22 protein-coding genes are annotated in these 24,103 nt (G+C 53.4%); 14 read left to right on the top strand and 8 right to left on the bottom strand.

The features are described from left to right. The first annotated feature begins 1 nt into the window (after nucleotide 1). From carB to OL236_RS05095, 5 genes are all read left to right on the top strand, one after another. Nucleotides 2-3,232 carry a carbamoyl-phosphate synthase large subunit gene (carB, locus tag OL236_RS05115; RefSeq protein ID WP_265071580.1) on the top strand — a complete coding sequence of 1,077 codons (3,231 nt, stop codon included), beginning with the start codon at nucleotides 2-4 and terminating at the stop codon, nucleotides 3,230-3,232. 59 nt (nucleotides 3,233-3,291) lie between these two features. Then, the gene (gene pyrF / locus OL236_RS05110) at nucleotides 3,292-4,011 is read left to right on the top strand and encodes an orotidine-5'-phosphate decarboxylase (RefSeq protein ID WP_009645944.1); all 720 of its coding nucleotides are present in this window, start codon (nucleotides 3,292-3,294) and stop codon (nucleotides 4,009-4,011) included. Further along, on the top strand, nucleotides 4,008-4,583 hold the full coding sequence (pyrE, locus tag OL236_RS05105; RefSeq protein ID WP_265071579.1) for an orotate phosphoribosyltransferase: 576 nt from the start codon (nucleotides 4,008-4,010) through the stop codon (nucleotides 4,581-4,583). Before pyrF ends, pyrE begins: the two co-directional genes overlap by 4 nt. A gap of 72 nt (nucleotides 4,584-4,655) precedes the next feature. Further along, a complete protein-coding gene (locus tag OL236_RS05100) occupies nucleotides 4,656-5,345 on the top strand; it encodes a hypothetical protein (RefSeq protein ID WP_265071578.1) in 690 nt (229 codons plus the stop codon). 15 nt (nucleotides 5,346-5,360) lie between these two features. Next, the gene (locus tag OL236_RS05095; protein WP_265071577.1) at nucleotides 5,361-6,608 is read left to right on the top strand and encodes an aminotransferase class I/II-fold pyridoxal phosphate-dependent enzyme; all 1,248 of its coding nucleotides are present in this window, start codon (nucleotides 5,361-5,363) and stop codon (nucleotides 6,606-6,608) included. 77 nt (nucleotides 6,609-6,685) lie between these two features. On the opposite strand, the gene lexA is transcribed toward OL236_RS05095, so the two are convergent. Then, entirely contained in the window at nucleotides 6,686-7,300 is a 615-nt protein-coding gene (gene lexA / locus OL236_RS05090; protein WP_009645923.1) for a transcriptional repressor LexA, read from the bottom strand. Nucleotides 7,301-7,633: 333 nt separating this feature from the next. Between lexA and OL236_RS05085 the strand changes: the two genes are divergently transcribed. The 9 genes from OL236_RS05085 (at nucleotide 7,634) to OL236_RS05045 (ending at nucleotide 18,470) form a co-directional block, all read left to right on the top strand. Then, nucleotides 7,634-8,290, top strand: a complete 657-nt coding sequence (locus OL236_RS05085; protein WP_265071576.1) for a hypothetical protein — start codon at nucleotides 7,634-7,636, stop codon at nucleotides 8,288-8,290. Next, complete coding sequence (locus tag OL236_RS05080) at nucleotides 8,290-9,198, top strand: YitT family protein (RefSeq protein ID WP_009645962.1); 909 nt, start codon at nucleotides 8,290-8,292, stop codon at nucleotides 9,196-9,198. The genes OL236_RS05085 and OL236_RS05080 overlap by 1 nt, the downstream gene beginning before the upstream one ends. Before the next feature lie 127 nt (nucleotides 9,199-9,325). Next, a complete protein-coding gene (gene secA, locus OL236_RS05075) occupies nucleotides 9,326-11,854 on the top strand; it encodes a preprotein translocase subunit SecA (RefSeq protein WP_265071575.1) in 2,529 nt (842 codons plus the stop codon). Nucleotides 11,855-11,937: 83 nt separating this feature from the next. Continuing rightward, nucleotides 11,938-13,045 (top strand): peptide chain release factor 2 gene (gene prfB / locus OL236_RS05070; RefSeq protein WP_013740801.1). Its coding sequence is split into 2 segments (ribosomal slippage): nucleotides 11,938-12,006 and nucleotides 12,008-13,045, totalling 1,107 coding nucleotides; the frame shifts between segments, so codons are not numbered across the junction. Nucleotides 13,046-13,061: 16 nt separating this feature from the next. Then, nucleotides 13,062-13,757 (top strand): DUF2993 domain-containing protein, encoded by a 696-nt coding sequence (locus OL236_RS05065; RefSeq protein WP_265071574.1) that lies wholly within the window; start codon nucleotides 13,062-13,064, stop codon nucleotides 13,755-13,757. Nucleotides 13,758-13,762: 5 nt separating this feature from the next. Continuing rightward, entirely contained in the window at nucleotides 13,763-15,817 is a 2,055-nt protein-coding gene (locus OL236_RS05060) for a DUF5693 family protein (protein WP_265071573.1), read from the top strand. Beyond that, nucleotides 15,814-16,932, top strand: coding sequence for a polysaccharide pyruvyl transferase CsaB (gene csaB / locus OL236_RS05055; RefSeq protein ID WP_265071572.1), 1,119 nt, complete (start codon nucleotides 15,814-15,816; stop codon nucleotides 16,930-16,932). Before OL236_RS05060 ends, csaB begins: the two co-directional genes overlap by 4 nt. 177 nt (nucleotides 16,933-17,109) lie before the next feature. Then, nucleotides 17,110-17,490, top strand: coding sequence for a universal stress protein (locus OL236_RS05050; RefSeq protein ID WP_006192339.1), 381 nt, complete (start codon nucleotides 17,110-17,112; stop codon nucleotides 17,488-17,490). Between the two features lie 188 nt (nucleotides 17,491-17,678). Continuing rightward, nucleotides 17,679-18,470, top strand: coding sequence for a tRNA 2-thiocytidine biosynthesis TtcA family protein (locus tag OL236_RS05045; protein WP_009645955.1), 792 nt, complete (start codon nucleotides 17,679-17,681; stop codon nucleotides 18,468-18,470). Nucleotides 18,471-18,493: 23 nt separating this feature from the next. On the opposite strand, the gene OL236_RS05040 is transcribed toward OL236_RS05045, so the two are convergent. From OL236_RS05040 to OL236_RS05010, 7 genes are all read right to left on the bottom strand, one after another. Further along, entirely contained in the window at nucleotides 18,494-19,219 is a 726-nt protein-coding gene (locus OL236_RS05040; RefSeq protein ID WP_265071571.1) for a 7-carboxy-7-deazaguanine synthase QueE, read from the bottom strand. Nucleotides 19,220-19,223: 4 nt separating this feature from the next. Then, nucleotides 19,224-19,601, bottom strand: a complete 378-nt coding sequence (gene queD / locus OL236_RS05035) for a 6-carboxytetrahydropterin synthase QueD (protein ID WP_265071570.1) — start codon at nucleotides 19,599-19,601, stop codon at nucleotides 19,224-19,226. Between the two features lie 56 nt (nucleotides 19,602-19,657). Further along, a complete protein-coding gene (locus OL236_RS05030) occupies nucleotides 19,658-20,929 on the bottom strand; it encodes a glycosyltransferase family 2 protein (RefSeq protein WP_006192370.1) in 1,272 nt (423 codons plus the stop codon). Nucleotides 20,930-20,966: 37 nt separating this feature from the next. Next, nucleotides 20,967-21,668, bottom strand: a complete 702-nt coding sequence (gene pssA / locus OL236_RS05025; RefSeq protein WP_264919051.1) for a CDP-diacylglycerol--serine O-phosphatidyltransferase — start codon at nucleotides 21,666-21,668, stop codon at nucleotides 20,967-20,969. Continuing rightward, nucleotides 21,653-22,306: a phosphatidylserine decarboxylase family protein gene (locus OL236_RS05020; RefSeq protein WP_009645926.1), complete on the bottom strand. Its 654-nt coding sequence runs from the start codon at nucleotides 22,304-22,306 to the stop codon at nucleotides 21,653-21,655. The genes pssA and OL236_RS05020 overlap by 16 nt, the downstream gene beginning before the upstream one ends. A gap of 95 nt (nucleotides 22,307-22,401) precedes the next feature. After that, nucleotides 22,402-23,157 (bottom strand): WecB/TagA/CpsF family glycosyltransferase, encoded by a 756-nt coding sequence (locus tag OL236_RS05015; RefSeq protein ID WP_265071569.1) that lies wholly within the window; start codon nucleotides 23,155-23,157, stop codon nucleotides 22,402-22,404. Then, nucleotides 23,138-24,103 (bottom strand): bifunctional riboflavin kinase/FAD synthetase, encoded by a 966-nt coding sequence (locus OL236_RS05010; RefSeq protein ID WP_265071568.1) that lies wholly within the window; start codon nucleotides 24,101-24,103, stop codon nucleotides 23,138-23,140. The genes OL236_RS05015 and OL236_RS05010 overlap by 20 nt, the downstream gene beginning before the upstream one ends.

Genomic DNA, 24,103 nt, shown 5'->3' with positions numbered 1-24,103 from the left:
CATGCCAAAAAAAGATTATTTGAAAAAGGTCATGGTCATAGGGTCCGGTCCGATCATCATAGGACAGGCGGCGGAGTTTGATTATGCCGGCTCACAGGCATGCCGCTCCTTGAAAGAAGAAGGCCTTGAAGTCGTTCTCGTCAATAGCAACCCGGCAACGATCATGACGGATACGCATATTGCCGACCGCGTTTATATCGAGCCTTTGACGGTGGAGTTCCTTGAGGAAATCATCGCCAAAGAATTGCCCGACGGACTCCTTGCTACCCTTGGCGGGCAAGCCGGTCTGAACCTTGCCGTCAAACTCTCCGAAAAAGGCGTGTTGGAAAAATATCATGTCGAACTCTTGGGAACAAGCCTTGAGGCGATCAAGAAGGCGGAAGATCGCGAGCTTTTCAAGGAAACGATGCAGAAACTCAAAGAGCCGATTCCGGAGAGCACGATCGTCGAGGATGTGGAATCTGCCGTCGGGTTTGCCAACGAGATCGGCTATCCGCTGATCGTGCGCCCTGCCTACACGATGGGCGGCACGGGCGGCGGCATTGCCGAAAACGAAGAAGAACTTGTCGAAACGGTCATCAAGGGACTTAAGTATAGCATGATCGGCCAGGTGCTCATTGAACGAAGCGTTGCCGGTTGGAAAGAAATTGAGTATGAAGTCATGCGTGACGGCAATGACAATTGCATCACGGTCTGCAACATGGAGAACTTCGATCCCGTCGGTGTTCATACGGGAGACAGCATTGTCGTTGCGCCGACGCAGACGCTTTCCGATCATGACTATCAAATGCTGCGCAGTGCGTCGCTCCGCATCATCCGTGAGCTGAATATCGAAGGCGGCTGCAACGCGCAGTATGCACTCGATCCGAACAGTGATCGCTACTATGTCATCGAGGTCAATCCGCGCGTCAGCCGTTCCTCGGCGTTGGCGTCGAAGGCGACGGGATACCCCATTGCGAAAGTTTCCGCCAAAATTGCCATCGGCTATTCACTCGATGAAATCACGAACGCCGTGACGCAGAAGACAAAGGCGTGCTTTGAGCCGTCCATTGATTATTGTGTAGTGAAGTTTCCGCGCTGGCCGTTCGACAAATTCATTTTCGCCGATCACACCCTCGGCACGCAGATGAAGGCGACGGGCGAAGTCATGTCCATCGACCGCAATTTTGAGGGTGCTATCCTGAAAGCGGCACGCTCGCTGGAAATTGGCGTAAAGCGTCTGCACCTGCCTGAGATGGACGATTGGAGCGACGCGAAGCTCAGAAAATCGTTGTCAAAAATCAATGATGAACGCATTTTCGCAATCGCCGAAGCATTCCGCAGAGGCATAGCTGATGTAGACGAAATCTATGATATCACAAAAATCGACCGGTGGTTTCTGCGCAAGATCAAGCGCATCGCTGACGTCGAGATACGGCTCATGCAAGAGGAGATTACCCCAAAACATCTCATAGAAGCAAAAAAAATCGGACTTTCCGACGCGTCCATTGCGGAACTTTCAGGCAAGACGATGAATGAAATCCGCACGATGCGCAAGGCGATGAAACTTCTGCCTTGCTACAAGATGGTCGATACATGTGCGGCAGAGTTCGAAGCAATGACGCCGTATTATTACTCGACATTCAATGCGCAGGAAGATGAAGTGCAGACGGAAACGACGAAGAGGAAGATCATCGTCCTCGGCTCAGGCCCCATCCGCATCGGACAGGGCGTCGAATTCGACTACTGCTCTGTGCATTCTGTATGGGCGCTGCGCGAGATGGGCTATGAAGCCATCATCATCAACAACAATCCGGAGACGGTAAGCACGGACTTTGACATCTCTGATCGCCTGTACTTTGAACCGTTGACGACGGAAGACGTCTTGAACATCGTCGACAAGGAGCAGCCGGAAGGCGTCATCGTGCAGTTCGGCGGGCAGACGGCCATCAATCTCGCTGCATCGCTCCAAAAGGCGGGCGTGCATATCTTTGGAACTTCCGTGGACGACATCGATCGTGCGGAGGATCGAGAGCGCTTCGAAGAAGTGCTGCGCCAGACGAACATTCCTTGCCCCAAGGGAATCAGCGTCACCGATGTGGAATCTGCTGTCGAAGGCGCCGCTGCCATCGGCTATCCCGTCATGGTGCGACCGTCCTATGTCCTCGGCGGCAGGGCGATGGAGATCGTCTACAAGGAAGAGGAGCTGCGCGACTACTTGAACCGCGCGGTCAAGGTCACGCCCGATCATCCCGTTCTCGTTGATCGCTATATGCAGGGAACGGAAGTCGAAGTTGACGGTATATGCGACGGTGTGACGGTTGTCATCCCAGGCATCATGGAGCATATCGAGCGCGCCGGCGTCCATTCGGGTGACAGCATCGCCGTCTATCCACCGCAGACGCTTCCCGCACGTGTTCTTTACACCATCATCGACTATACGAAGAGACTGGCATTGAACCTCCATGTCAAGGGGCTGCTCAACATCCAATACGTCGTGGTCAACGATGAGGTCTATGTCATCGAGGTCAATCCGCGTTCGAGCCGCACCGTTCCTTTTTTGAGCAAGGTCACGGATGTGAAGATGGTCAATTTGGCGACGCGTGCAGCCATGGGGCACTCTTTGGAGAAGATGGGCTACTTCTCCGGTCTTGTGCCGCCCAAACCGTACGTTGCCGTCAAAGCTCCCGTATTTTCCTTTGCCAAAATGCAGGATGTCGATATTTCCCTCGGACCGGAGATGAAATCTACGGGCGAGGTCATGGGAATCGACTATCACTACGCACGAGCGCTCTACAAGGCGATTACGGGCGCAGGCATGAACATGCCGAAGAACGGCCGCATCCTCTTCACTGTTGCAGATAAGGACAAAGAGGAGTTGAAGCAACTGGCGAAGGCTTTCTCCGAGCTGGGCTTCCAGATTGCTGCGACGGAAGGAACGGCGCGTGCCATACAATCCGTCGGAATAGACTCAGATGTGGTGGGAAAAGTGCATGAGCGCAGTACGGACATCATCCAGATGATCAAGACCGGTCAGATTCAAATGGTTGTCAATACGCTTACGCAAGGCAAGGGTTCTGCGCGTGACGGCTTCAAGATTCGCCGTGCGACGGTGGAACACGGCATCGTCTGCCTGACCTCGTTGGATACGGCGTGGGAAGTGCTTCGCGTGCTCTCCTTCATGCAGCAGCGTCGTCTTGTCTATGCTTTGGCATTGCAAGATTATGTCGGCGGCGGCGACGACCTCGCGTGAGTCGTCTTGTCGGCAGCAAAGTTTTATAGTACAATGGGAGAAAGTGGGAGGGATAGGAAATGACAGATGAACGATTGATTGTAGCTTTGGATGTTCATTCCATGGATGAGGTTCATAACCTTGTCGAAACTCTGGGCGACAGTGTGGGATTCTACAAGGTTGGCATGGAGCTTTTTTACAGCATGGGCGACGAGGTGATCGCGTACCTTAAGGACAAGGGCAAGAAGGTGTTCCTCGATCTCAAGCTCCATGATATTCCCAATACGGTTGCCAATGCTCTGCGCGTCTTGACGCATCTGGGCGTCGATATGATCAACGTCCACGCTACGGGCGGCCTCGTCATGATGGAGAAGGCGCTCGAAGCGGTCAAGGATGAGGCAGAAAAGCTCGGCATCGAAAGGCCCAAGCTTGTTGCCGTGACGATTTTGAGCAGCATCAGCTTGAAGGATTGGAGCAGGATGTGGCCGGATATGGATCTTGACGATCAGGCGGTTCATATGGCAAAACTCGTGCAGGAAGCAGGTCTTGATGGCGTCGTCTCCTCGCCGATGGAAGCGGAAACCATTCGACAGGCATGCGGTGAGGACTTTTTGATTGTCACGCCTGGAGTACGTCCCGCAGGCACAGCCATCAACGATCAAAGCCGCATCACGACGCCGGCAATTGCCCTGAGCAGCGGCGCCACGCACCTCGTTGTCGGACGTCCGATTCGTTCGGCGCTCAATCCCAAACATGCTGCGGAAAACATCCTGAAGGAAATGGGGAGCGTGAAGTCATGACGGAAGCTGAAGTCAAGGACTTGCTGACAAAGACCAATGCCATCATGCATGGGCATTTTCTCCTAACCTCGGGACTGCACAGTCCGCATTATGTGGAGAAGTTCAATGTACTGCAGCATCCGAAATATACGGAACTTCTGTGCAGAGCGATGGCGGAAAAATTCAAAGATCAGAATATTGATACGGTTGTAGGACCCGTGACGGGTGGTATTCTCCTGGCACACGAAACAGGAAAAGCGCTTGGCACGAGAGCCATTTTCACGGAACGTGAGAATGGAAAAATGACGTTTCGCCGTGGTTTCTCGCTGAAAAAAGGGGAGCGTGTTCTGATTGTAGAAGACATCGTCACGACGGGCGGCTCCATCAAAGAAGTCATCGATGTGGTGCGCGAATTCGGGGGGATTCCCGTGGCTGTAGCCATGCTTGTGGATCGCAGCAACGGCAAGGTGCAATTCGACGGGGTGCCGTGTACGGCGCTTCTGCACATGGATGTCGAAGCGTACGCGCCGGAGGAATGCCCGCTCTGTAAAGAGGGGACGCCTTTGACGAAGCGCGGCAGGACTGGAAAATAACTGTGACGGAAGAAGACAGGAGCGCGGCGGCGCCTCCTGTCTTCTTCACATATTTTGATCTGGGAGACTGTTTTGAAAGAAGAAACTATTCAACAAGTCGAAACGGATGTTTGTGATTGGGCATATCTGAAACGACTTCCTCCAATACTTGAAGGTTTTTCTTATCGAAAGGATATGCATGTCAAGGAGGACATATATGCGTTGTTTTCCTATGAGAACAACGCCATGCATCGTGCCGCTTCGGCATATTATCATGAAGAAACGAAGGAATATAAGCTGAGCGTGCAGATTGGTCTGACGAATTTTTGCCGCATCGAGTTTATCGCTCCGAATATTGCTGCTTTTGAAAAACGCCTTGATGAGCATTTGAGGAAGCTGCTTGTGGAACTGGTTACATTCGACCCGAAGACCATCAGCAGCATTGTATGCAAGAAAAAAATTATGGAATGGGAATACGGAAGGAGCCTTCCCACTGAATTGGAGGGCTTCGAGCTGTTCATTGCGCCGGAAAAGCCGCTGAAAATCACAAATGGCTCGTATATCATCTTGGATTATTCTGACTTTTCCATCGCGAGCAACTTCGTCATTTATTACAATATTTTTCGCGATGAATTTTTCGGTGAGGGAAGGGTGCATGGCATTCCTGAAATCAATTACCTGTTTGATTCACACGATCTTGCAGGACTCGCCACAAAGCTGGAACATCATCTTGCTGCACGTCTGCAAGATATTCGACAAAAGGCAACGGAACAACAAGGATAGGAGGAATTCCCTTTCATGTCGTTTTCAAAAGAACTTCTTACATTGAAGGAACGCGTCTTGGACGAACTTGCGCCTTCCTTTCGAAGAATCGAGCAAATCAGCGAAGAAAACACCTTGAAAGTTCTTACTGCAATGCGCGAATGCAAGGTGTCCGATATACACTTCAATACATCATCGGGATATGCCTATGATGATATTGGCAGGAGCAAACTTGAAGAACTTTATGCAAAGGTCTTTGCCGCAGAAAGCGCTTTGGTGCGCACGCAGTTTGTTTCCGGTACGCATGCTCTGGCTACCGTTCTCTTCGGCATTTTGCGTCCTGGCGATAAACTTGTATCACTGACAGGGACGCCTTACGATACCATGCAGACGGTCATCGGCTATACGGCGTCCAGTTCAGGCTCCTTGAAAGAGTATGGCATCCTTTACGATGAACTCCCCTTGACCGAAGGGCGCGTGGATGTGGAAAGAATTGCCGATGTGCTCGATGAACGAACCAAGATGGTCTTGATCCAGCGCTCACGCGGCTACAGCAAACGCCCTACATTGCTCATCGAAGATATTCGAGAAATTTGCAATCAAGTCCATCGTCTCAGACCCGACTGTATTTGCTTCGTTGACAACTGCTACGGCGAGTTCGTGGAATCCCTTGAGCCGACGCAAGCAGGCGCCGACATCATGGCCGGCTCCCTGATCAAGAATCCGGGCGGAGGACTTGCGCCCACAGGCGGTTATATCGTTGGCCGCGAGGATCTCGTAGAGCTTGCTTCCTATCGCCTGACAGCTCCAGGCATGGGGGCAGAATTGGGGGCATCTCTCGTCAACAACCGTCTGTTCTTCCAAGGTTTGTTTCTTGCTCCTCATGTGGTATCTCAGGCACTCAAAGGCGCGTTATTTGCTGCAGGTATTTTTGAAAACCTTGGTTATATGACATATCCGAGAATAAGCGACGAGAGGGGAGACATCATCCAAGCAATCAAACTTGGCACAGCGGAAAAACTCGTGGCGTTCTGCAGCGGCGTCCAAAAGTACTCGCCAGTTGATTCCTTCGTAAAACCCGAGCCCTGGGATATGCCGGGATATACGGATCAAATCATCATGGCGGCAGGAACCTTCGTGCAAGGTGCGTCCATCGAATTCAGCGCCGATGGGCCTTTGAGACCGCCGTACAATGTCTATCTGCAAGGCGGTCTGACCTTTGAGCAAGTCATGTTCGGCATTCTGGGAGCCGCCGAAGAAATCAGGCAGCTTTCTGCAGAATAACGAAAACGCCAGCTAGGAATATTTTTCCTAGCTGGCGTTTGGAGACGATACAGCCGTGTTGCATCGTCAATGTTTCCCTAGAAACGGCGATATGTACCAATCACTTTTCCGAGAATCCTGACATTTTTTTCGTAGAATGGTTCCATTTCGTCATTCTCCGGCTGGAGGCGTATGCAGTCCTTCTCCTTGAAAAATCGCTTGACGGTAGCACTGCCATCATCAACCAAGGCGACGACGATGTCATTGTTGTCTGCTGTTTCCTGCTGTTTGACAAAGACAAAATCGCCGTCGTGAATCCCCGCATTGATCATGCTGCGTCCTTTCACGCGTAAAACAAAGACTTTGCTGTGCGTGCCGATGAGTCCCTGAGGAAACGAGAATACATCCTCTATGTTTTCCTCTGCCAAAATCGGGATGCCAGCAGTCACAACGCCGACGAGGGGAACGGAGACATTTCGCTCCCATGGCTTATCCTCAAGGATGTCGATGGCTCTGGGCTTTGCGGGATCTCGCTTTATTAACCCCGATTCTTCCATTTTTGCGAGATAACCATGAACCGTGGAACTGGATTTCAATCCTACAGCATCGCCGATTTCACGCACAGATGGCGGATAACCTTTTTTCGCCAGGAAGTCTTTGATATAAGAAAAAATCGTTTGCTGCCACTCTGCCGAAGTATGACGTCGTTTCATTTCAATCACCTAGATGTAAATAAAGAAAATCAATCCGTTGCTTCCATTATAACAGACATGTCATATTTATGCTATAAAACAATATGTGGTAGAATGTTCATGGAACATGCAGGATACTTCTTTCGGCGTTGTTTTATTGAAAACGTTCTACTGCAGGTGCTTCTGTTTACCCTTTTTAAGGGTCCGATTTCATTTTACAACTAACCTTATCATATTAGTCGCAGTTTGAGGTATTTCCTCTTTTGACAACTGTGCGCTCGTGTTATAGAATCCAAGGGAGCACTTTCGCGAATCTTGATGCAATACGATATTCAGTATGAGGATGGTGAAAAAATGCGGTTCTATCATGGTTTATGGGTGGTGTTCTTTCTCGGACTTTTTCTTGTCTTGCCGATGGCGGCAGAGGCGCAGGGCGCTTTGATGCCTGAGGACTTCACCGTCAAGGGCATAGCGCTCGGCGACTCGGAGGAGAAGATGCTCGTGGCTTTCGGCAAGCCAGATTTTGACAAGGATCGCATGGTCTGGGACATCCACATGCGCTATTATACATTCCCCGATGGCTACGAAGTCGGTATTTCTGCCGATACGGGCAAGGTCGCGGATATACTCGTCAAGAGCAAGGACTATACGGCGCGTGCAGGCGTGCGTTACGGCGCGACTGCGTACAAGATTCGCGCGACGTTCGGCGAGAAGGAGCGCACGTTTCTTGACGGCAGCGTCTGCTATGTCTACGAGAATCCGCAAGATCAGCGCCAGCGGCTCATTCTCAGCGCTGATGCGACGAACGGCAGTCTGCGCTCGTGGCGCTTGACGAGCCTGCCGCTGACGGAGGAAGAGGCGGACGCTCTGACGGATGAGGAGAGGAGCGAATGGGAGAACACGGATCTCCATGCGCTTTCCATGGAAGGCAGGGATATTGACATGAGTGCACTGGCAAAAGATAAGACACCGACGCTTCGCTGGGAAGGCCGCGAAAGGGAGGCATCTTGATGCTCCATCTCAGGAGTTTGACATTGAAGGGGCGTGTTTTCCGCTATCTCGGCATCCTGCTCGGCTGTCTCATCAGCAGTTCGTCGATCAACCTCTTCGTCGTGCCCGCGCACCTCTTGTCGGGTGGCATCGCGGGCATTGCGATGATTTTCTACTATCTCTTCTCGCTTCCCATCGGCGTGCAGATGTTTCTGTACAATCTGCCGCTTCTCGCGGCGGCGTACAAGACGCTTGGGCGCGAGTACACGCTCGATATCGCCTTTGGCACGGTCCTCTTTTCTTTCTGCGTCGATGCAACGCGCTTCTTGAATGTCTATGCGCCCGTGCCCGATACGATGCTCGCGGCGATCTTCGGCGGCGTGCTGAACGGCATCGGCTATGGCATCATCTTCCGCATGAACGGCAGTTCGGGCGGTTTCGACATCGTCGCCGCCATCGTGAAGAAGTATTACTCTTTGAACATGGGCAGCGTGATCTTTGCTTTCAACTGCGTCATCATGCTCTTGGCCGCCGCGCTCTTCGGCGTCATGCCCGCGCTCTACACGCTCATCTGCATGTTCATGAATTCTGCCGTGACGGATCGGGTCGTCGCGGGCTTCAACAGCCGCAAGGTCGTGCTCATCATCTCCGACCATGTACAGCCGATTTCGGAGGCGATCATCTGCGAGGTCGGGCGCGGCGTGACGTTTCTGCATGGGCAGGGCGCGTTTACACGCAAGGAGCGCAACGTGCTCTTCCTCGTCTGCTCACTCACGCAGATCAGCAAGGTCAAGCTCATCGCGAATCTCATCGACAAGAACGCCTTCATGATCGTTCTTTCGGCGAACGAGGTCATGGGCAGGGGCTTCACGATGCCCGGCATGCATCTGAAGGCGATGCTCAAGGAACGAAGCAAGAGGATTTTTTGACTTATGGGCGATTGTCTGCTAGAATCATTAGGATAGGTGTTCAATACTTTCGGAGGGACGCCGCAAGGCGCTCTCTATCATCAGTCTGCGCCGCGAAGGCGGCTGCGGGAACGAGGAGTGATACGGATTGCTCGGATTCATCAAGCGATTCCTGGGAGATAACAACGATAAGGAAATCAAGCGGATGCGCGGCATCGTCGACGTCATCAACGGTCACGAAAAGGCGCTCGAAAGCCTCAGTGACGATGCGCTTGCAGGCCATACGGGAAAGTTCAAGGAGCGTCTCGCAAACGGCGAGAGCCTCGACGATATGCTTCCCGAGGCGTTTGCCGTCGTGCGCGAGGCGTCGAGGCGCGTCCTTGGCATGCGCCACTTCGACGTGCAGATGATCGGCGGTATCTGCCTGCACGAGGGCAAGATTGCGGAGATGCGCACGGGCGAGGGCAAGACGCTCGTCGCGACGCTGCCCGTCTATCTCAATGCGCTCGAAGGCAAGGGCGTGCACATGGTCACGGTCAACGACTATCTCGCACGGCGCGACAGCGAGTGGATGGGGCGTGTCTATCGCTTCCTCGGACTCTCCGTCGGCCTCATTGCGCACGACATGGACTTCCCTGAGCGAAAGCTCGCCTATGCGTCCGACGTTACCTTCGGCACGAACAACGAGTTCGGCTTCGACTACCTGCGCGACAACATGGTCATCCATCCGCAGCAGATGGTGCAGCGTGACCTCCACTATGCCATCGTCGATGAGGTCGACTCGATTCTCGTCGATGAGGCGAGAACGCCACTCATCATCTCAGGTCCCGGGCAGAAGTCGACGGACATGTACGCTGTCATGGCACGCGCCGTCGCTCAGCTCAAGGAGGGCGAGGATTACAAGCTCGACGAGAAGCAGAAGACCGTTGCGCCGTCCGATGAAGCCGTCTTGAAGGTTGAGCGCATCGTCGGCATCAAGAATCTCTACGCGCCTGAGAATCTGGAGCTTTCGCACTGCTTTACGGCAGCTCTGCGCGCCAAGGCTCTGATGAAGCGCGATCGCGACTACGTCGTGCGCGACGATGAGATCATCATTGTCGATGAGTTCACGGGTCGTCTCATGGTTGGCCGCCGCTATTCGGACGGACTGCATCAGGCGATCGAGGCGAAAGAAGGCGTGAAGATTCAGCGCGAGAGCCAGACGCTCGCGTCGATTACCTTCCAGAACTACTTCCGCATGTACGACAAGCTCGGCGGCATGACGGGCACGGCGAAGACCGAGGAGGACGAGTTCCTCAAGATCTACAAGCTGCCCGTCGTCGTCGTGCCGACGAACCGTCCCGTGCAGCGCGTCGACGAGCCGGACGCCATCTACAAGACGAAGCGTGCGAAATACCGTGCCGTCGGACAGGCGGTCGAAGAGATTCACAAGACGGGACAGCCGATCCTCATCGGCACGACGTCCATCACGCAGTCGGAAGAGCTCAGCGCCATCTTGAAGAAGCACGGCGTCGAGCACAACGTCCTGAATGCCAAGTACCACGAGAAGGAAGCGGAGATCATCAAGGACGCAGGTCAACGGGGCGCCGTGACGATCGCGACGAACATGGCGGGACGCGGCACGGACATCCAGCTCGGCGATGGCGTGCAGGAGCTCGGCGGCCTCTACATCCTCGGCACGGAACGCCACGAATCGCGGCGTATCGACAACCAGCTGCGCGGCCGCGCGGGTCGCCAGGGAGACCCCGGCCGCTCGAAGTTCTACTTGTCGCTGGAGGATGACCTTCTGCGTCTCTTCGCGTCGGACAATATCGCCTCCATCATGGATCGGCTCGGCATGGACGAGAACGATCCGATCGAGCACAAACTCATCACGCGTTCGATCGAGCGTGCACAGAAGAAGGTCGAAGCCAGAAACTTCGACATCCGCAAGCACGTCCTCGAATACGACGATGTCATGAACCAGCAGCGCGAGGTCATCTATGCGGAGCGACGCAAGATTCTGCGCGGCGAAGACCTCAAGGAAAACATCTTCTTCATGCTCGACAAGATCATCGAGAGCGAAATGGATCAGTACGCGAACGCGAAGCTATATCCTGAGGAGTGGACGCTCGACGGACTTATCGAGGACGCGGAGAAGATCTACGCGCCCGAGGGCAAGCTCAAGAAGGAAGAGCTTGAGGCGATGAGCCGCGACGAGCTGGAAGAAACGCTCAGGAAGACGGCGCACGAAGCATACGCGGCGCGTGAGCAGCTCTTCGGCGAAGAGAATATGCGCGAGCTTGAGAAGGTCGTCATGCTGCGCGTCGTCGACAATCATTGGATGGAGCATCTCGATCGCATGGACATGCTGCGCGAGGGCATCAACCTGCGCGCCTACGGGCAGAGGAATCCGCTCGTCGAGTACAAGATCGAGGCGCTCGACATGTTCGAGGCAATGGAAGCTGCGATTCAAACGGACATCGCGAAGCTCATGTACCGCGTGAGCATCGTGACGCAGGAGCAACAGCAGCTCCAAGACCGCCTGCAGACGGCGCGCGCCTCGCACGGCGAGGAATCCAGTGCCGCTGAGACGAAGAAGAAGCCGCAGCGCAACAAGAACGACATCGGGCGCAACGATCCGTGCCCGTGCGGCAGCGGCAAGAAGTACAAGAATTGCTGCGGCAGGAACAAGTGAGACAGAGCTTTCCCGCTTGCGGGAGAGCAGCGATAAAGAATAGATTTCCCGCGAGAGAAAGCACTACGTAAGGATGTGACAAGATGCTCGAAGATTGGAAGCCGGAGATTTTGGCGATGCAAGCGAAGCTCAAGGAAATGGGGGATTCACTTTGACGTCGCCAGAAAGGAAGAAAAGATAGCCGAACTCGAATACAAGATGGGTGAGCCGACCTTCTGGGACAATGCGGAAGAGGCGCAGAAGATCAATCAGGAACTTGCCGCGATCAAGGGAAGCGTCGACAAGTACAAGGAGATCGTTTCCAAGACGGACGATGCACAGGCGCTTCTTGAAATGGCGCTGGAAGAAAATGATACGAGCCTTGAGCCTGAAGTGCAGACGGAGTTTGAGACCATCAAGACCGCCGTGCGCGAGCTGGAGCTCGAAGTCCTCTTGTCCGGCCCTTATGACGCGAACAATGCGATCCTCACGCTGCACGCGGGCGCAGGCGGCACGGAGGCGCAGGACTGGACGCAGATGCTTCTGCGCATGTACGGCAGGTGGGCGGAGCGCCACGGCTTTTCCGTCGTCACGGCAGATCTGCTGCCCGGCGATGAGGCGGGCGTCAAGAGTGCGACACTCTTCATCAATGGGCACAACGCCTACGGGTATTTGAAGTCGGAAAAGGGCGTGCATCGTCTCGTGCGCATCTCGCCCTTCGATTCCAATGCGCGTCGTCATACGTCGTTTTCTGCCTGCGACATCATGCCCGAGATCGACGATGCCGTCGAGGTCGCGATCAATATGGCGGACGTGCGCGTCGACACCTACCGCGCTTCGGGTGCGGGCGGTCAGCACATCAATAAGACGTCGTCCGCCGTGCGCATGACGCACATGCCGACGGGCATCGTCGTGCAGTGCCAGAACGAGCGCTCGCAGCTGCAGAACCGCGAACAGTGCATGAAGATGCTGCGCGCCAAGCTCTTTGAATTGGAGCAGGAGAAGAAGGAAGCCGAGATTCAGAAGCTCGAAGGCGATCAGCAGAAGATCGAGTGGGGAAGCCAGATCCGTTCCTACGTATTTCAGCCCTACACGATGGTCAAGGACATGCGCACAGGCATGGAGACGGGCAACGTGCAGGCGGTCATGGACGGCGATCTCGACGCCTTCATCGAGGCCTTCCTCGCGGCGAAGGCGAATCATGAGATTTGAGATTTAAGGTGATGTTTTGCGCAAACTTTTGATGCTTGTTGCAGGCGCTGCGGCAATCCTTCTCGTCTTTGGCGAAACTTTGCTGCCCGCATGGGCACGGCAGACAGCAGAGACGATGCTCAGGGATCGCGGGGCAGAGAGCGCCGAGGTGACGGTTGAGAGCACGCCCGGCATCCTGTTCCTCTTGGGACAGATCGACACTCTCAAGATTGATGCGAAGGGGCTTCGCATCGGCGATTTGCGCATGGAGCGCGTGCAGCTGACAGGAAGCGGCGTGAATTTTTCGTCGCGAGATCTTTTCCTCGATCACCGCGTGCATCTCATTTCTGCCAAGGATTTGAAACTCACGGGCGTCGTTTCCGAGGATGCTCTGCGCAATCTTTTGGCGAAGCGCATCGACAAGCTTGACAACATCAAGGTGACGATTGACGAAGATGGCGTGCATGCGACAGCGGAAGTGAAGATCTTCGGGCGCATGGCGGATGTCGTGCTCGAAGGGAAGATCGTCGAGGACGCGCAGGCGCTGTACTTTCACATGACGCGGCTCGACATCAAAAACGCCTTGATCGGCAAGGCAAATCTCGGCGACATTTTCGGCGACATTCAGATCGCGAAGCTCGATGCATTGCCTTTGAAGACGCGAATCGAGAGCGTCGAACACAGGAAGGGCGCCATCGTCGTGCGCCTCTCTGCCGGAGGGAATGAGGAGTAGGATACATGAAGCAATTTCAATACAACAAGGTGCTCATCGCCTTCATCTTCGTCGGCCTTGTCGCGGCGCTCCTCATCGACGTCGCACGCTGGCGTGCGGAGGAGGTCAACAAGCAGGTCGATCTCGCCATTGACTACGAAGATCTCGTGCAGCTTGCCGAGCAGGAGGGGAAACCTGTCCCTGAAGTGCTGCAGGCGGCGAAGGAAGCGGGCATCACGTCGCTCGCCGTCTACGAGACGACCTTCAAGAAGCTCAATGCAAATGGAAAGGTGACGGCGCTCGCGGGAAGTGAACTCGTAGCCAATTACCATGCGGGGATCTTGACCGATCCCGCGTGGCGCACCCTCATCGAGAACGGTACGATCAAGGGATCTGACGTCTGTGTCGTCGGGCATGATGCGCGTACCTACAAGGAGGTCAAGGAGGACTTGCTGCGCCGCCTGGGCGCTGCTCGTGTGAACGCCGTCGCAGTCAACGGCGTGGAAATCCTCGTCGTCAAGGCGAATTACGAAACCTTCCTCAAGATGGATCTCGGTATGCCGACGGACGAGATGCAGGCGGTCAATGACGCCGGCTTCTTCGTGCTCGCACGTCCGACGAATTATCTGGGCTGCACGCCCGACGATGTCGATGCCGTGTTCCGCCGTCTGGAAGACTACCGCATCTCGGAAGTCGTATTCTCCGGCTCGCAGATGCTCGGCGCTCCGAAGTCGCTGCAGACGACGATCGATCGCTTCAAGGAGCGCAATCTCGTCCTCGGACTCATCGAAGATACGACGCAGCTGCAGTTCTATAAGCAGGACGGGCTTTCCGAGATCTCCAAGGGCGTCGGCTACGACCATGTCGCGCGTCTTTACACCATCCCGAAGGACGAGCAGCCGAAGCTCAAGATCGAGACGGCGGTCGAGCGTTGGGCGAACACGGACATGGAGCGCAACATTCGCATCAACCTCCTGCGCATCTACGAGAAGCCTGCGCCCGGCATGACGCTCTTCGAGACGAACATGCACTATATCAAGGCGACGGCAGAAGCCGTAGAGTCACATGGCTTCACGCTTGGTCCTGCGGGGACGTTTGAAAACTGGTATGCGCCGCGTCCTCTGCGTGCCGTGCTGATGCTCGGCGTGGCGGCGGCTGTCGTGCTCTACCTCTCACTGATCACGCACCGTCTGCAGCCGAGGACGCTCTACGCACTCTTTGCTCTGTTGGCGTTCGTCTTTGCCGCGCCGATCCTCATGGGCAGCGGCGCGAAGATGCGACTTCTCGCGGCGTTTTTGAGCGCGAACCTCTTTCCCGCGCTCGCCGTGATATGGCAGCTCGACCGCATTCGCACCATGGAGCCCGATACGAAAGCGCCGCTCTGGCGCATCATCGGAACGGCTGCCGTCGCCCTTTTTGTGACAGGGGCGCTCTCCTATGTCGGAGCTGCATATCTGTCGGGGGCGCTCGCTGATGTCGAGTACTTCCTTGAGTTCAACATCTTCCGCGGCATCAAGCTGACGTTTGTCCTACCCATCGTCCTCGTCGCCATCGCGTTTTTGACGCGCTACGACGTCTTCGATGGCAGAATGGCGGAGGAACAGGGCGCTCTCACGCAGCTTCGCCAGATTCTCGATATGCCCGTGAAACTCAAATCCCTTCTCATTTTCGTGCTCGTGGCTCTTGCCGCCGTCGTATTCGTCGCACGTTCCGGTCATACGTCGGGCATGCCCGTCTCGGGGCTTGAGCTGAAGTTCCGTGCAATCCTGGAGCAGGCGTTCTATGCGCGGCCGCGCTCGAAGGAGCTGATGATCGGCCATCCGGCTTTCATGCTCGCCGTCCTCGCGTGGTGCCGCAAGTGGCCGACAATGCTGCTCTTTGCGCTCGTGCTCGTAGCGACGATCGGTCAGGGATCGATGGTCGAGACCTTTGCACATATGCGCACGCCCGTTTACATGTCCTTTGTGCGCGGCATCGGCGGCATCGTCCTCGGCTGCGGCATCGGCGCAGCTCTCATGGTGCTCGTGCACCTCGCGCAAATGATACTATCTTCGGCAAAGGAGCGTTTCTCAAAGGAATGAGCAACATCGTAGTATCCGGATATTACGGCTCGAAAAACGCCGGTGACGAAGCCATGCTCGCCGCGATGATCGAGGTTCTATCCGAACTGGACCCGCAAACGAATATCACGGTGATCTCAGCGAACCCTCCGGATACGAAACGCCGCCACGGTGTTGAGGCTGTTTCATGGCTCTCGTTTTCCGATATATGGAAGGCTTTGCGCGCTTCCGACCTCCTCGTGTCGGGCGGCGGCAGTCTGCTGCAGAATGTCACGAGTCGCCGCAGTCTCTATTACTACATGGCGATCATCGTCCTTGCCTTTCTCGCCCGAAGGCCCGTCATGCTCTACGCGCAGGGCATCGGCCCGATCGAGGGCTTCTGGGCGCGCACGATGATGCGGCTCATCGGCAACGGCGTGCGCCTCATCACCGTGCGCGACCACGGCTCTTTGGCAGAGCTTGCGGCCATGGGCATTCATCGTCCTAAAATCGTCGAAACTGCTGATCCGGTGCTCGCCATCAATCCCGTTGCGAAAGATATGGGGTGGCAGGTCTTGCAGTGGAACGGCGTGACGGACGACAAGCCGCTCGTCGGCATATCTGTGCGCGAGTGGAAGGGCTGGCAGCGCTACAAGGAAGCCTTCGCTGAGGCGGCCGACCGCATCGCCGTCGAGCTTGGTGCGAATCTCGTCTTTCTGCCCATGCAGTATCCCGAGGATGTCAAGACGGCGGAGACGATCGCTGCGATGATGAAGCAGGAAGCCATCGTTCTCGACGGCGAGTTTTCGACAGCGGAGCTTCTTTCACTCGTCGGCAATATGGATTTGCTCATCGCGATTCGCCTTCATGCCTTGATTTTTGCGGGCGTCATGGGCGTGCCGCTCGTCGGCGTATCGTACGATCCGAAGATCGATCGTTTCCTTGACTCCATCGGTGAGACGCCCGCCGCGAAACTTGAGACCATCACGGCAGATGAACTCATGGCGGAAGTGCGGCGCAAGTGGCAGAGGCGCGATACGCTTTGCGAGAAAAATGCCGCCCTCCTGAAAGAGCTGAGGAGACGCGCGTTTCAAAACGCTGAGCTTGCCGTGGGAATCCTGCGAAAGGGTGCGCCTTCTTTGGAGAAAAAGAATTGAACGAAGTGCAGGAGAAGAGCTGTCGTTGGAATCATCGCGCATTCCAGCGACGGCTTTTTTTACGGTGCAAGAAAATATCGGAAAATTTTTCAGAAAAATACCAAAAGATAAAAGGAATTTTCGCTTTGATATAGAAGTAGACAACAGAGGAAAAAAGTTCGCTTGGAGGTGTTTTATATGGGCAGCATCAACAAAATTCTCGTGCCGGTCGATGGTTCTGTCAACGGCTGCAAGGCTGTGGATGAGGCGATCGCCTTTGCGGAGAAGTGCAATGCAAGTCTCGATTTCGTCTATGTGGCGAGCAACATCAACAAGGATATTCCGAGCCATCTCGTCTTCGACCGCATCTGGGAGAAGATCCCCGAGAACATGAAGGCGACGCGGCATGTCGAGACGGGCAACGTGCCGAAGGCGATCCTGAAGATTGCCGACTCGGAAAAGAGCGACATGATCATCATGGGCAGCCGCGGTCTCGGTCTCTTCAAGGGCGCTTTGATCGGCAGTGTCAGCCAGAAGGTCGTCGAAGAGTCGAAGGTTCCCGTCATGGTGGTAAAGTAAACGGCGGACAATAAGCAGAAAAAGCAGCCTCCGCAAAGGAGGCTGCTTTTGTCTTGTCTGCGATGATGGGTGGAAGTTTTAGAATACTAAGTAGTATAAAAGCAGATTTGCTACACCGTGCGTTTACTTCCGATAATTTATACTTATCGGAAGTAAATAAAACTCTTAGAAAAGATGGGAGACCTATCGTGAATAATATCCCGCAGCTTTATTTCAGCAAACTTATGCGAGCTGTCGTCGAGTTTCAGCTGATCGAAGACGGAGATCGCATCTTGATTGGGATTTCCGGAGGCAAGGACAGCATATTTCTTGCGTATGCGTTAGCCATCCTGCAGAAACGTATGAAGAAGAAATTTTCTCTTTGCGCCTTGACGATCGATCCGCAATTTACGGAAGATTTTCCTGTTGCGCGCATCGCTTCATTTTGCGAGGAGATCTCCATTCCCTTTGAAGCCGTTTCGGTGAATATAGCTGGCACCATTGAGGAGACGCCGGAAAAAAATCCTTGTTTTACCTGCGCATTTTTTCGGCGCGGCGCAATCAATCGCTATGCGCAGGAACATGGATGCAACAAGGTGGCTTATGCGCATCACAACGATGATGCGGTGGAAACATTGCTCATGGGAATCTTGTATTCGGGCCAAATTCATACATTTACGCCCAAAACGTATCTTGATCGCTCCGGCATCACAGTCATTCGTCCGCTCGTCTATTTCCGTGAATCGGAAATTCGTGATGCGATTGCTGTTCACGGGTTCAGCCCCATCCCCGCTCCATGTCCGCTCGATGGAACGACGATGCGTCAGGAGGTCAAAGAGCTGATTTCTTCATGGGAGAAAAAGGATCCGCAAATCTACCATCATTTAGCTGCTTCCATGCGCGAAAATGCCGTCGGAGAATTGTGGCCGCGCATACAGACGCGAGATGAAATGTTGGAAACGTACCGTACATACAAGAAAAATCCTGTACCTGAAAAATGAGTACAGGTGGAAAAATCTCGCGGTCAGAGCAACCCCATCATGCGATGAGCCTGCGGGATGACGCGGACATTTGCCAGATGTTCGGCGGCTTCCGCTTGCAGATGCAGAAGTTTTTTTGCCGTTGGCGCATGCACGCCGCCAAACGGTGTTGCAGGCTGTATTATGAAGAGGATCTGCGGTGCGATGTGCGCGACGAGATGCACCGCCTCTTGAAACTCATCTTCTTCCGTATTTTCTGCGACAACGATCTTTACATAGGTGTCATGATTGTGCAGCAGCCGCAGAAAGCGACGATGCTCTTCCCATAGAGACTTTCCCGTGACGCTAGGCAATTTGATATCCATGCTGATGTAGGAAGTTATGTCGAGAATGCTTGCCATCTCTTCATAGAGCGTGCCGTTCGTTTCGAGGAAGAACGGCACATTTACCTCAGAAGCAAGCGCACGGATGAAGGCGGCATGAAGAAGCGGCTCCCCGCCTGTCAAACTGATGGAATGATGACGCACCGGCACTACGAAGGCGCGGATTCTTGCCGCAACTTCCTGAACGGACAATGGATTGGGCAATTCTTCATACTCGCCGCATCCTGGAATCGCTTCCACTCGACAGGAACGGGCAGGCTGAAATGCAGTATCGCAGAAGCTGCATTTGATATTGCAGCCCGCAAAGCGCAAAAATACTTGCCGGGCACCGATGTACTTTCCTTCTCCCTGTATGGAGGAAAATATTTCGAGGATGTTCTCTTCCATACGTTCAGTCCTCGGTGTATGTCACGCAAGCGCGCGGCGACTCCCAGACACAGACGGCAGTGAGATGCACGGAGTCGTTGCAAAATATTTCACGCTGCTTTAGCTCTTGGTAGATATATCGCGCGATATTCTCTGCCGTTGGATTGATTTCTGAAAAAGGTGCGAGTTCATTCAAGAAGCGGTGATCGAGTGAATTGACGACTTCTTGGAGCATTGCTTTCGCCGCCTTGAAGTCTATGAGCATCCCCAATTCATCCAATCTGCTGCCGGAAATCTTCAGTTCTACCTTCCAGTTGTGTCCGTGTAGGCGGTCACATTTTCCTGGATAATTCACGATGCGGTGTGCAGCTTCAAATTCTTCTTCGACCTTGATTTCAAACATAAAAATCGCTCCTTGGAAAACAGGCTGCCGCAGAGATTGCGGCAGCCTGCCAATGCTTATTGATTGGATACGTCTCGTCCCATCGTCGTATTCTTTACGTTACCGACGATGTCGTCGTAACTCATGGCTCGCGTATGTTGCGTATGACTCCATTCATGTTCGTTTCTATGGATGAAACCGAGGAAGATGATGGGTACCCACGAATAGATGAATACGGGGTAAAGCAGCATGTAGAACCAAGCCTTCCATTTGACTTGAATCTTGAGAAGAATGATCATGGGCAAGATGTATTGACCGAGCATGATCGCCGTCATGAGCTGGGAAGGAATGATATTGTAGATGTTCGTGTAGAACGGCGGAAATGCTGATTGTATGTAGCTGATAACGATGAAGAAGGTGGAGATCATCAAGAAGTGTGGCTGCAGGAGGTAGAGACAACCATCCAAGATGCGTATGTCACGACGCTTGATCCCCTCTCGCAGCATCTTCGGAATATAGCGATGCGCCACGTCGAATTGTCCTTGTGCCCAACGTTTGCGCTGTCGCCATGACTGCATGAATGTCAGCGGCTTTTCATCGTACACAATGGCATCGTGCGCCCATGTCGTCTTGATTCCTTCCGCCAAGGACTTCATCGTAAATTCCATGTCTTCCGTCAGGCATGTGGCACGCCAACCGTAGCGTTCAAGGACGTCCGTCGTAATGCACATGCCCGTACCGCCGAGCACAGCGGAAAGCCCGATGTTCGTCTTTGCCAAATGGCTGATATGGTCGATGACCCAGAAAGCGATGGCGAAGGTCCCCGCCACCCATGTATCGTAAGGATTTTTGGCATCAAGGTATCCTTGAATGATGCGATCACCCTTGCAAAGTCGGTTGTTCATTTCCATAAGGAAGCGTGGGTGTACGAGATTGTCCGCATCAAAAACGACGACGGCATCGTATTTCTTTTCCATCTTGAAGAGGCGCTCGAACATCCATTCCATGGCGAAGCCCTTGCTCTTTTTCGTCGGATGCGTCCTTTCACAGACGATGCTGCCGTAACCGCGTGCAATTTCTGCCGTGTTGTCGTCGCAGTTGTCGGCGATGACAAAGACATCGTAAAGTGTCTTTGGATAATCCAACGATTGTAAATTTTGCAGCAGCTGCCCTATGACAGCACTTTCGTTGTGCGCGGCGATAATGACGGCGAAGGTTTTTTTCGGCGTCAGGATCTTGTTTTCCTTTCTGCGCCACATGCCGCAGAAACCGATGAAAAAGTAGTACAGTGTGAACAAGAGTATGATGACCTGCAAAGGAACCATCACGATGTCAAACACATGATTCATAAAAGTCTTTCCCCTTTATTTCGCGACAAATGATGTCTTATTTCCGAAAAAGCAGCGACAAGCTGAAATTGAAAAGACCAAAGACAGAGTATGTGCTGAAAACGGCAAAGAGAACAGCACTCACGATTGCTTCGCGTCCGAGGAAAAGGATCGCGGCAAAAAAGAGTACGGCGAAAATTTTTGAGGCAAGAAAGATCTTTTCTCCCTTCCCCTTGAAGTCCGGATAGTGCACCTCACTGATCATCAAGTAGGCGACAACGATCATCACGAGAGGAAATGCAGGCTCAAGGGATGACGTCTCCATGCCAATGGAACGGAAAAACCAGATGGCCGTTGCAACGAGGCAGCCTCCCGCTGGAATTGCAAGCCCCATGAAGAAACCGTGCACGACGGCGACATTCACATTGAAACGAGCCAAGCGCCAAGCGCCGCAAAGAGCGAAGGCAATGGCAACCGCCCAGCCAAAGTAATCGAAATCCTTGAGACAGTAGGTATAGGCGAGAAAAGCCGGCGCGACGCCGAAAGAAACGAGGTCACATAGAGAGTCCATCTCCTTGCCAATCTCACTGCTCACGCCGAAGAAGCGTGCCGCCCTTCCATCCAAGCCGTCGGCGACAAGTGCGAGCAGGATAAATACGGTGCTCCAAGTATAATTGGCGTTGTATGTGGAAAGAATCGAGCAAAACCCTAGTACCAGATTGGCTGAAGTCAATAAATTGGGAATCAAGCTTTTATACATGTCTCACTGAGCCTCCCGATCACGGTTTCGCCGCCGACCACTTTGTCGCCTTTCTTTACAAAAATCTCCACTTCTTCGGGCACGACGAGTTCCGTGCACGAACCGAAGCGGATCAATCCGTACAGTTCGCCTTTTTCCAGTACATCGTCCAGCGTGACCCAAGAAACGATACGCCGCGCCAAGATACCGGCAATCTGCGTGACCGTTACGCGCAGACGCGGATTTTCTATGCCGATCATATGGCGCTCATTTTCAAATCCCACGGAATCTTTGTAAGCTGGTTTGAATCGGCCGCAAACATATTTTTGAATCTTGATTTCGCCTTCGATGGGACTGCGGTTCACATGAACGTCAAATACGGAGAGGAAAATGACGACCTTTTTACACCGCTGCTTGAGAAAATCATCGTCATCAAGCGAGACGACCTCCTGTACGGTTCCATCTGCCGGGGAAACGATGGCAAGGGGATCCGAGGGAATCTCCCTCTTCGGATTGCGGAAAAAGTAAGCAAAGTAAAAAGCAAGAACGACAAGCGGTATTGCAAGATACGGATGCACTGCCAATCCGAGAATCCCTCCGAGAACGAGGGCACTGAGGATGAAGACATATCCCTCGCGAACAACCGGGAATATCGACATAGGCATTACCTCCATACAATATCTATGCAACACAAGAATCTGCAGATACTCAGCATCTCTGCAGATTCAGCATATCAGAAAACTTCTTTTACTAATTATAGACGAGCGCCCTTTCTTTGTCCACTCTTTTTGTATGCCATGACCTTGAATACGAAGCGCGGCAATGCCATGAGCCGCCCCGCTCTCTTCGGCTGCATAGCCCCGCGAAAAAGCCATTCGAGCTTCGCTTTCTGCATCCAGTGCGGCGCACGCTTCATGACGCCTGCCATAACGTCGAAAGTGCCGCCGACGCCCATGGATACAGGAACGGCAAGTTCGTGCAAATGTGCGGCAAGCCACTTCTCCTGCTTCGGAACGCCCAATGCGACGAGCAGTATGTCAGGCTTCGCCTCCTGAATCTCACGCAGAATTTGAGGCTCGTCATCTGAGGAGAAAAAGCCGTTCCGAACACCGACAATTTCAATGCCCGGATAGAGTTTTTCCGCTTTCGTCTTTGCCTTTTCTGCAACGCCCGGAGCAGCGCCGAAGAAGAACAGACGATACCTCTTCTGAGGAGCTTTGCGCATGAGTTCTTGGGCAAGATCGTAGCCTGCGACACGTTCCGGCATGAGATGCCCGAGATGGTGTGCAGCCCAAACCGTTCCTGCACCGTCGGGGACGACGAGAGCAGCATCGTTCAAGATGTTTTTTAGCTCACAATCATACGTTGCTCGCATGAGCATTTCTGCATTCGCCGTAGCGATGAGGACGGATTTTCTTTCTTCGATAAAGGTTTGAATCCTTTTGACTGCCTCGCCCATCGTCAGTGAATCGACATGTACGCCTAAAATATCAACCTTTTTTTTCGACATACGGCATACCTCCCACATGAACGGGCATATCCCAAAAATGCTGCGCCTGTTCGATGTCGCGATGAATTTGTGCCACCAGCACGTCTACATCGGGAAATTTCTTTTCGTCACGGAGTTTTCCCAAGAAGTCCACGCAGATTTCCTGGCCATAAAGATTGCCGTTAAATTGCATAAGGTGAACTTCCAAACGACGCTCCACTTCTTCAAAGGTAGGATTTGAGCCGATATTGGCGACGCCCGGATAAACAGCATCGTTGAAATGCACGCGGACAGCATAGACGCCGTTCGGCAAAAGCGCATAAGAATCGTCCAAGGCAATATTGGCGGTCGGGAAGCCAAGCTTGCGCCCGCGCTGCTCTCCGTAAGTAACAATGCCTGTATAGTCAAGCGGCCACTTTAAATATTGATTGACGAGATCAAGATTTCCCTCTGCAATCAAGGAGCGGATTCGAGTGCTGCTTACCATCTTCCCATCACGCAGCACGGAATTTCCAATACGGGATACGAAGCCAAATTCTTCCCCCCGCTGCTGCAAGAATGCAGAATCACCTGTTCCTTGGAAGCCGAAGGTGTAATTCGCGCCCACGACGACATAAGCAGGGGAAAAATTCTCCTGCAGCAGTTTGAGGAAACCTGTAGCTGATATAGCTGCGAAATTCTTCGTAAAAGGAACATTCATGAGGATATCCACACCGAGTTTTTCTATAATTGCTTCCTTTGACGCCGTATTGCGAATCATCTTTGGAGCGCGCTCAGGGAAAATGACAGAGAGCGGATGTTCTTGGAAAGTAAACGCCATACTGATGCCATGGATGTCGGCTGCAAGTTCCCTCGCTCTTTGCAATATGCTTTGATGTCCGATATGGACGCCGTCAAAAGTTCCCAGTGCAATGACGATTCCTTGGTAGGAATCGGATAGATGTTTGATTTTTGAAAATCGCAGCAT

The sequence above is a fragment of the Selenomonas sputigena genome (assembly GCF_026015965.1).
Taxonomy (GTDB): domain Bacteria; phylum Bacillota; class Negativicutes; order Selenomonadales; family Selenomonadaceae; genus Selenomonas.
Note: the sequence above shows the minus strand (reverse complement) of the source record. Positions and strands in the feature narration are given on the sequence as shown.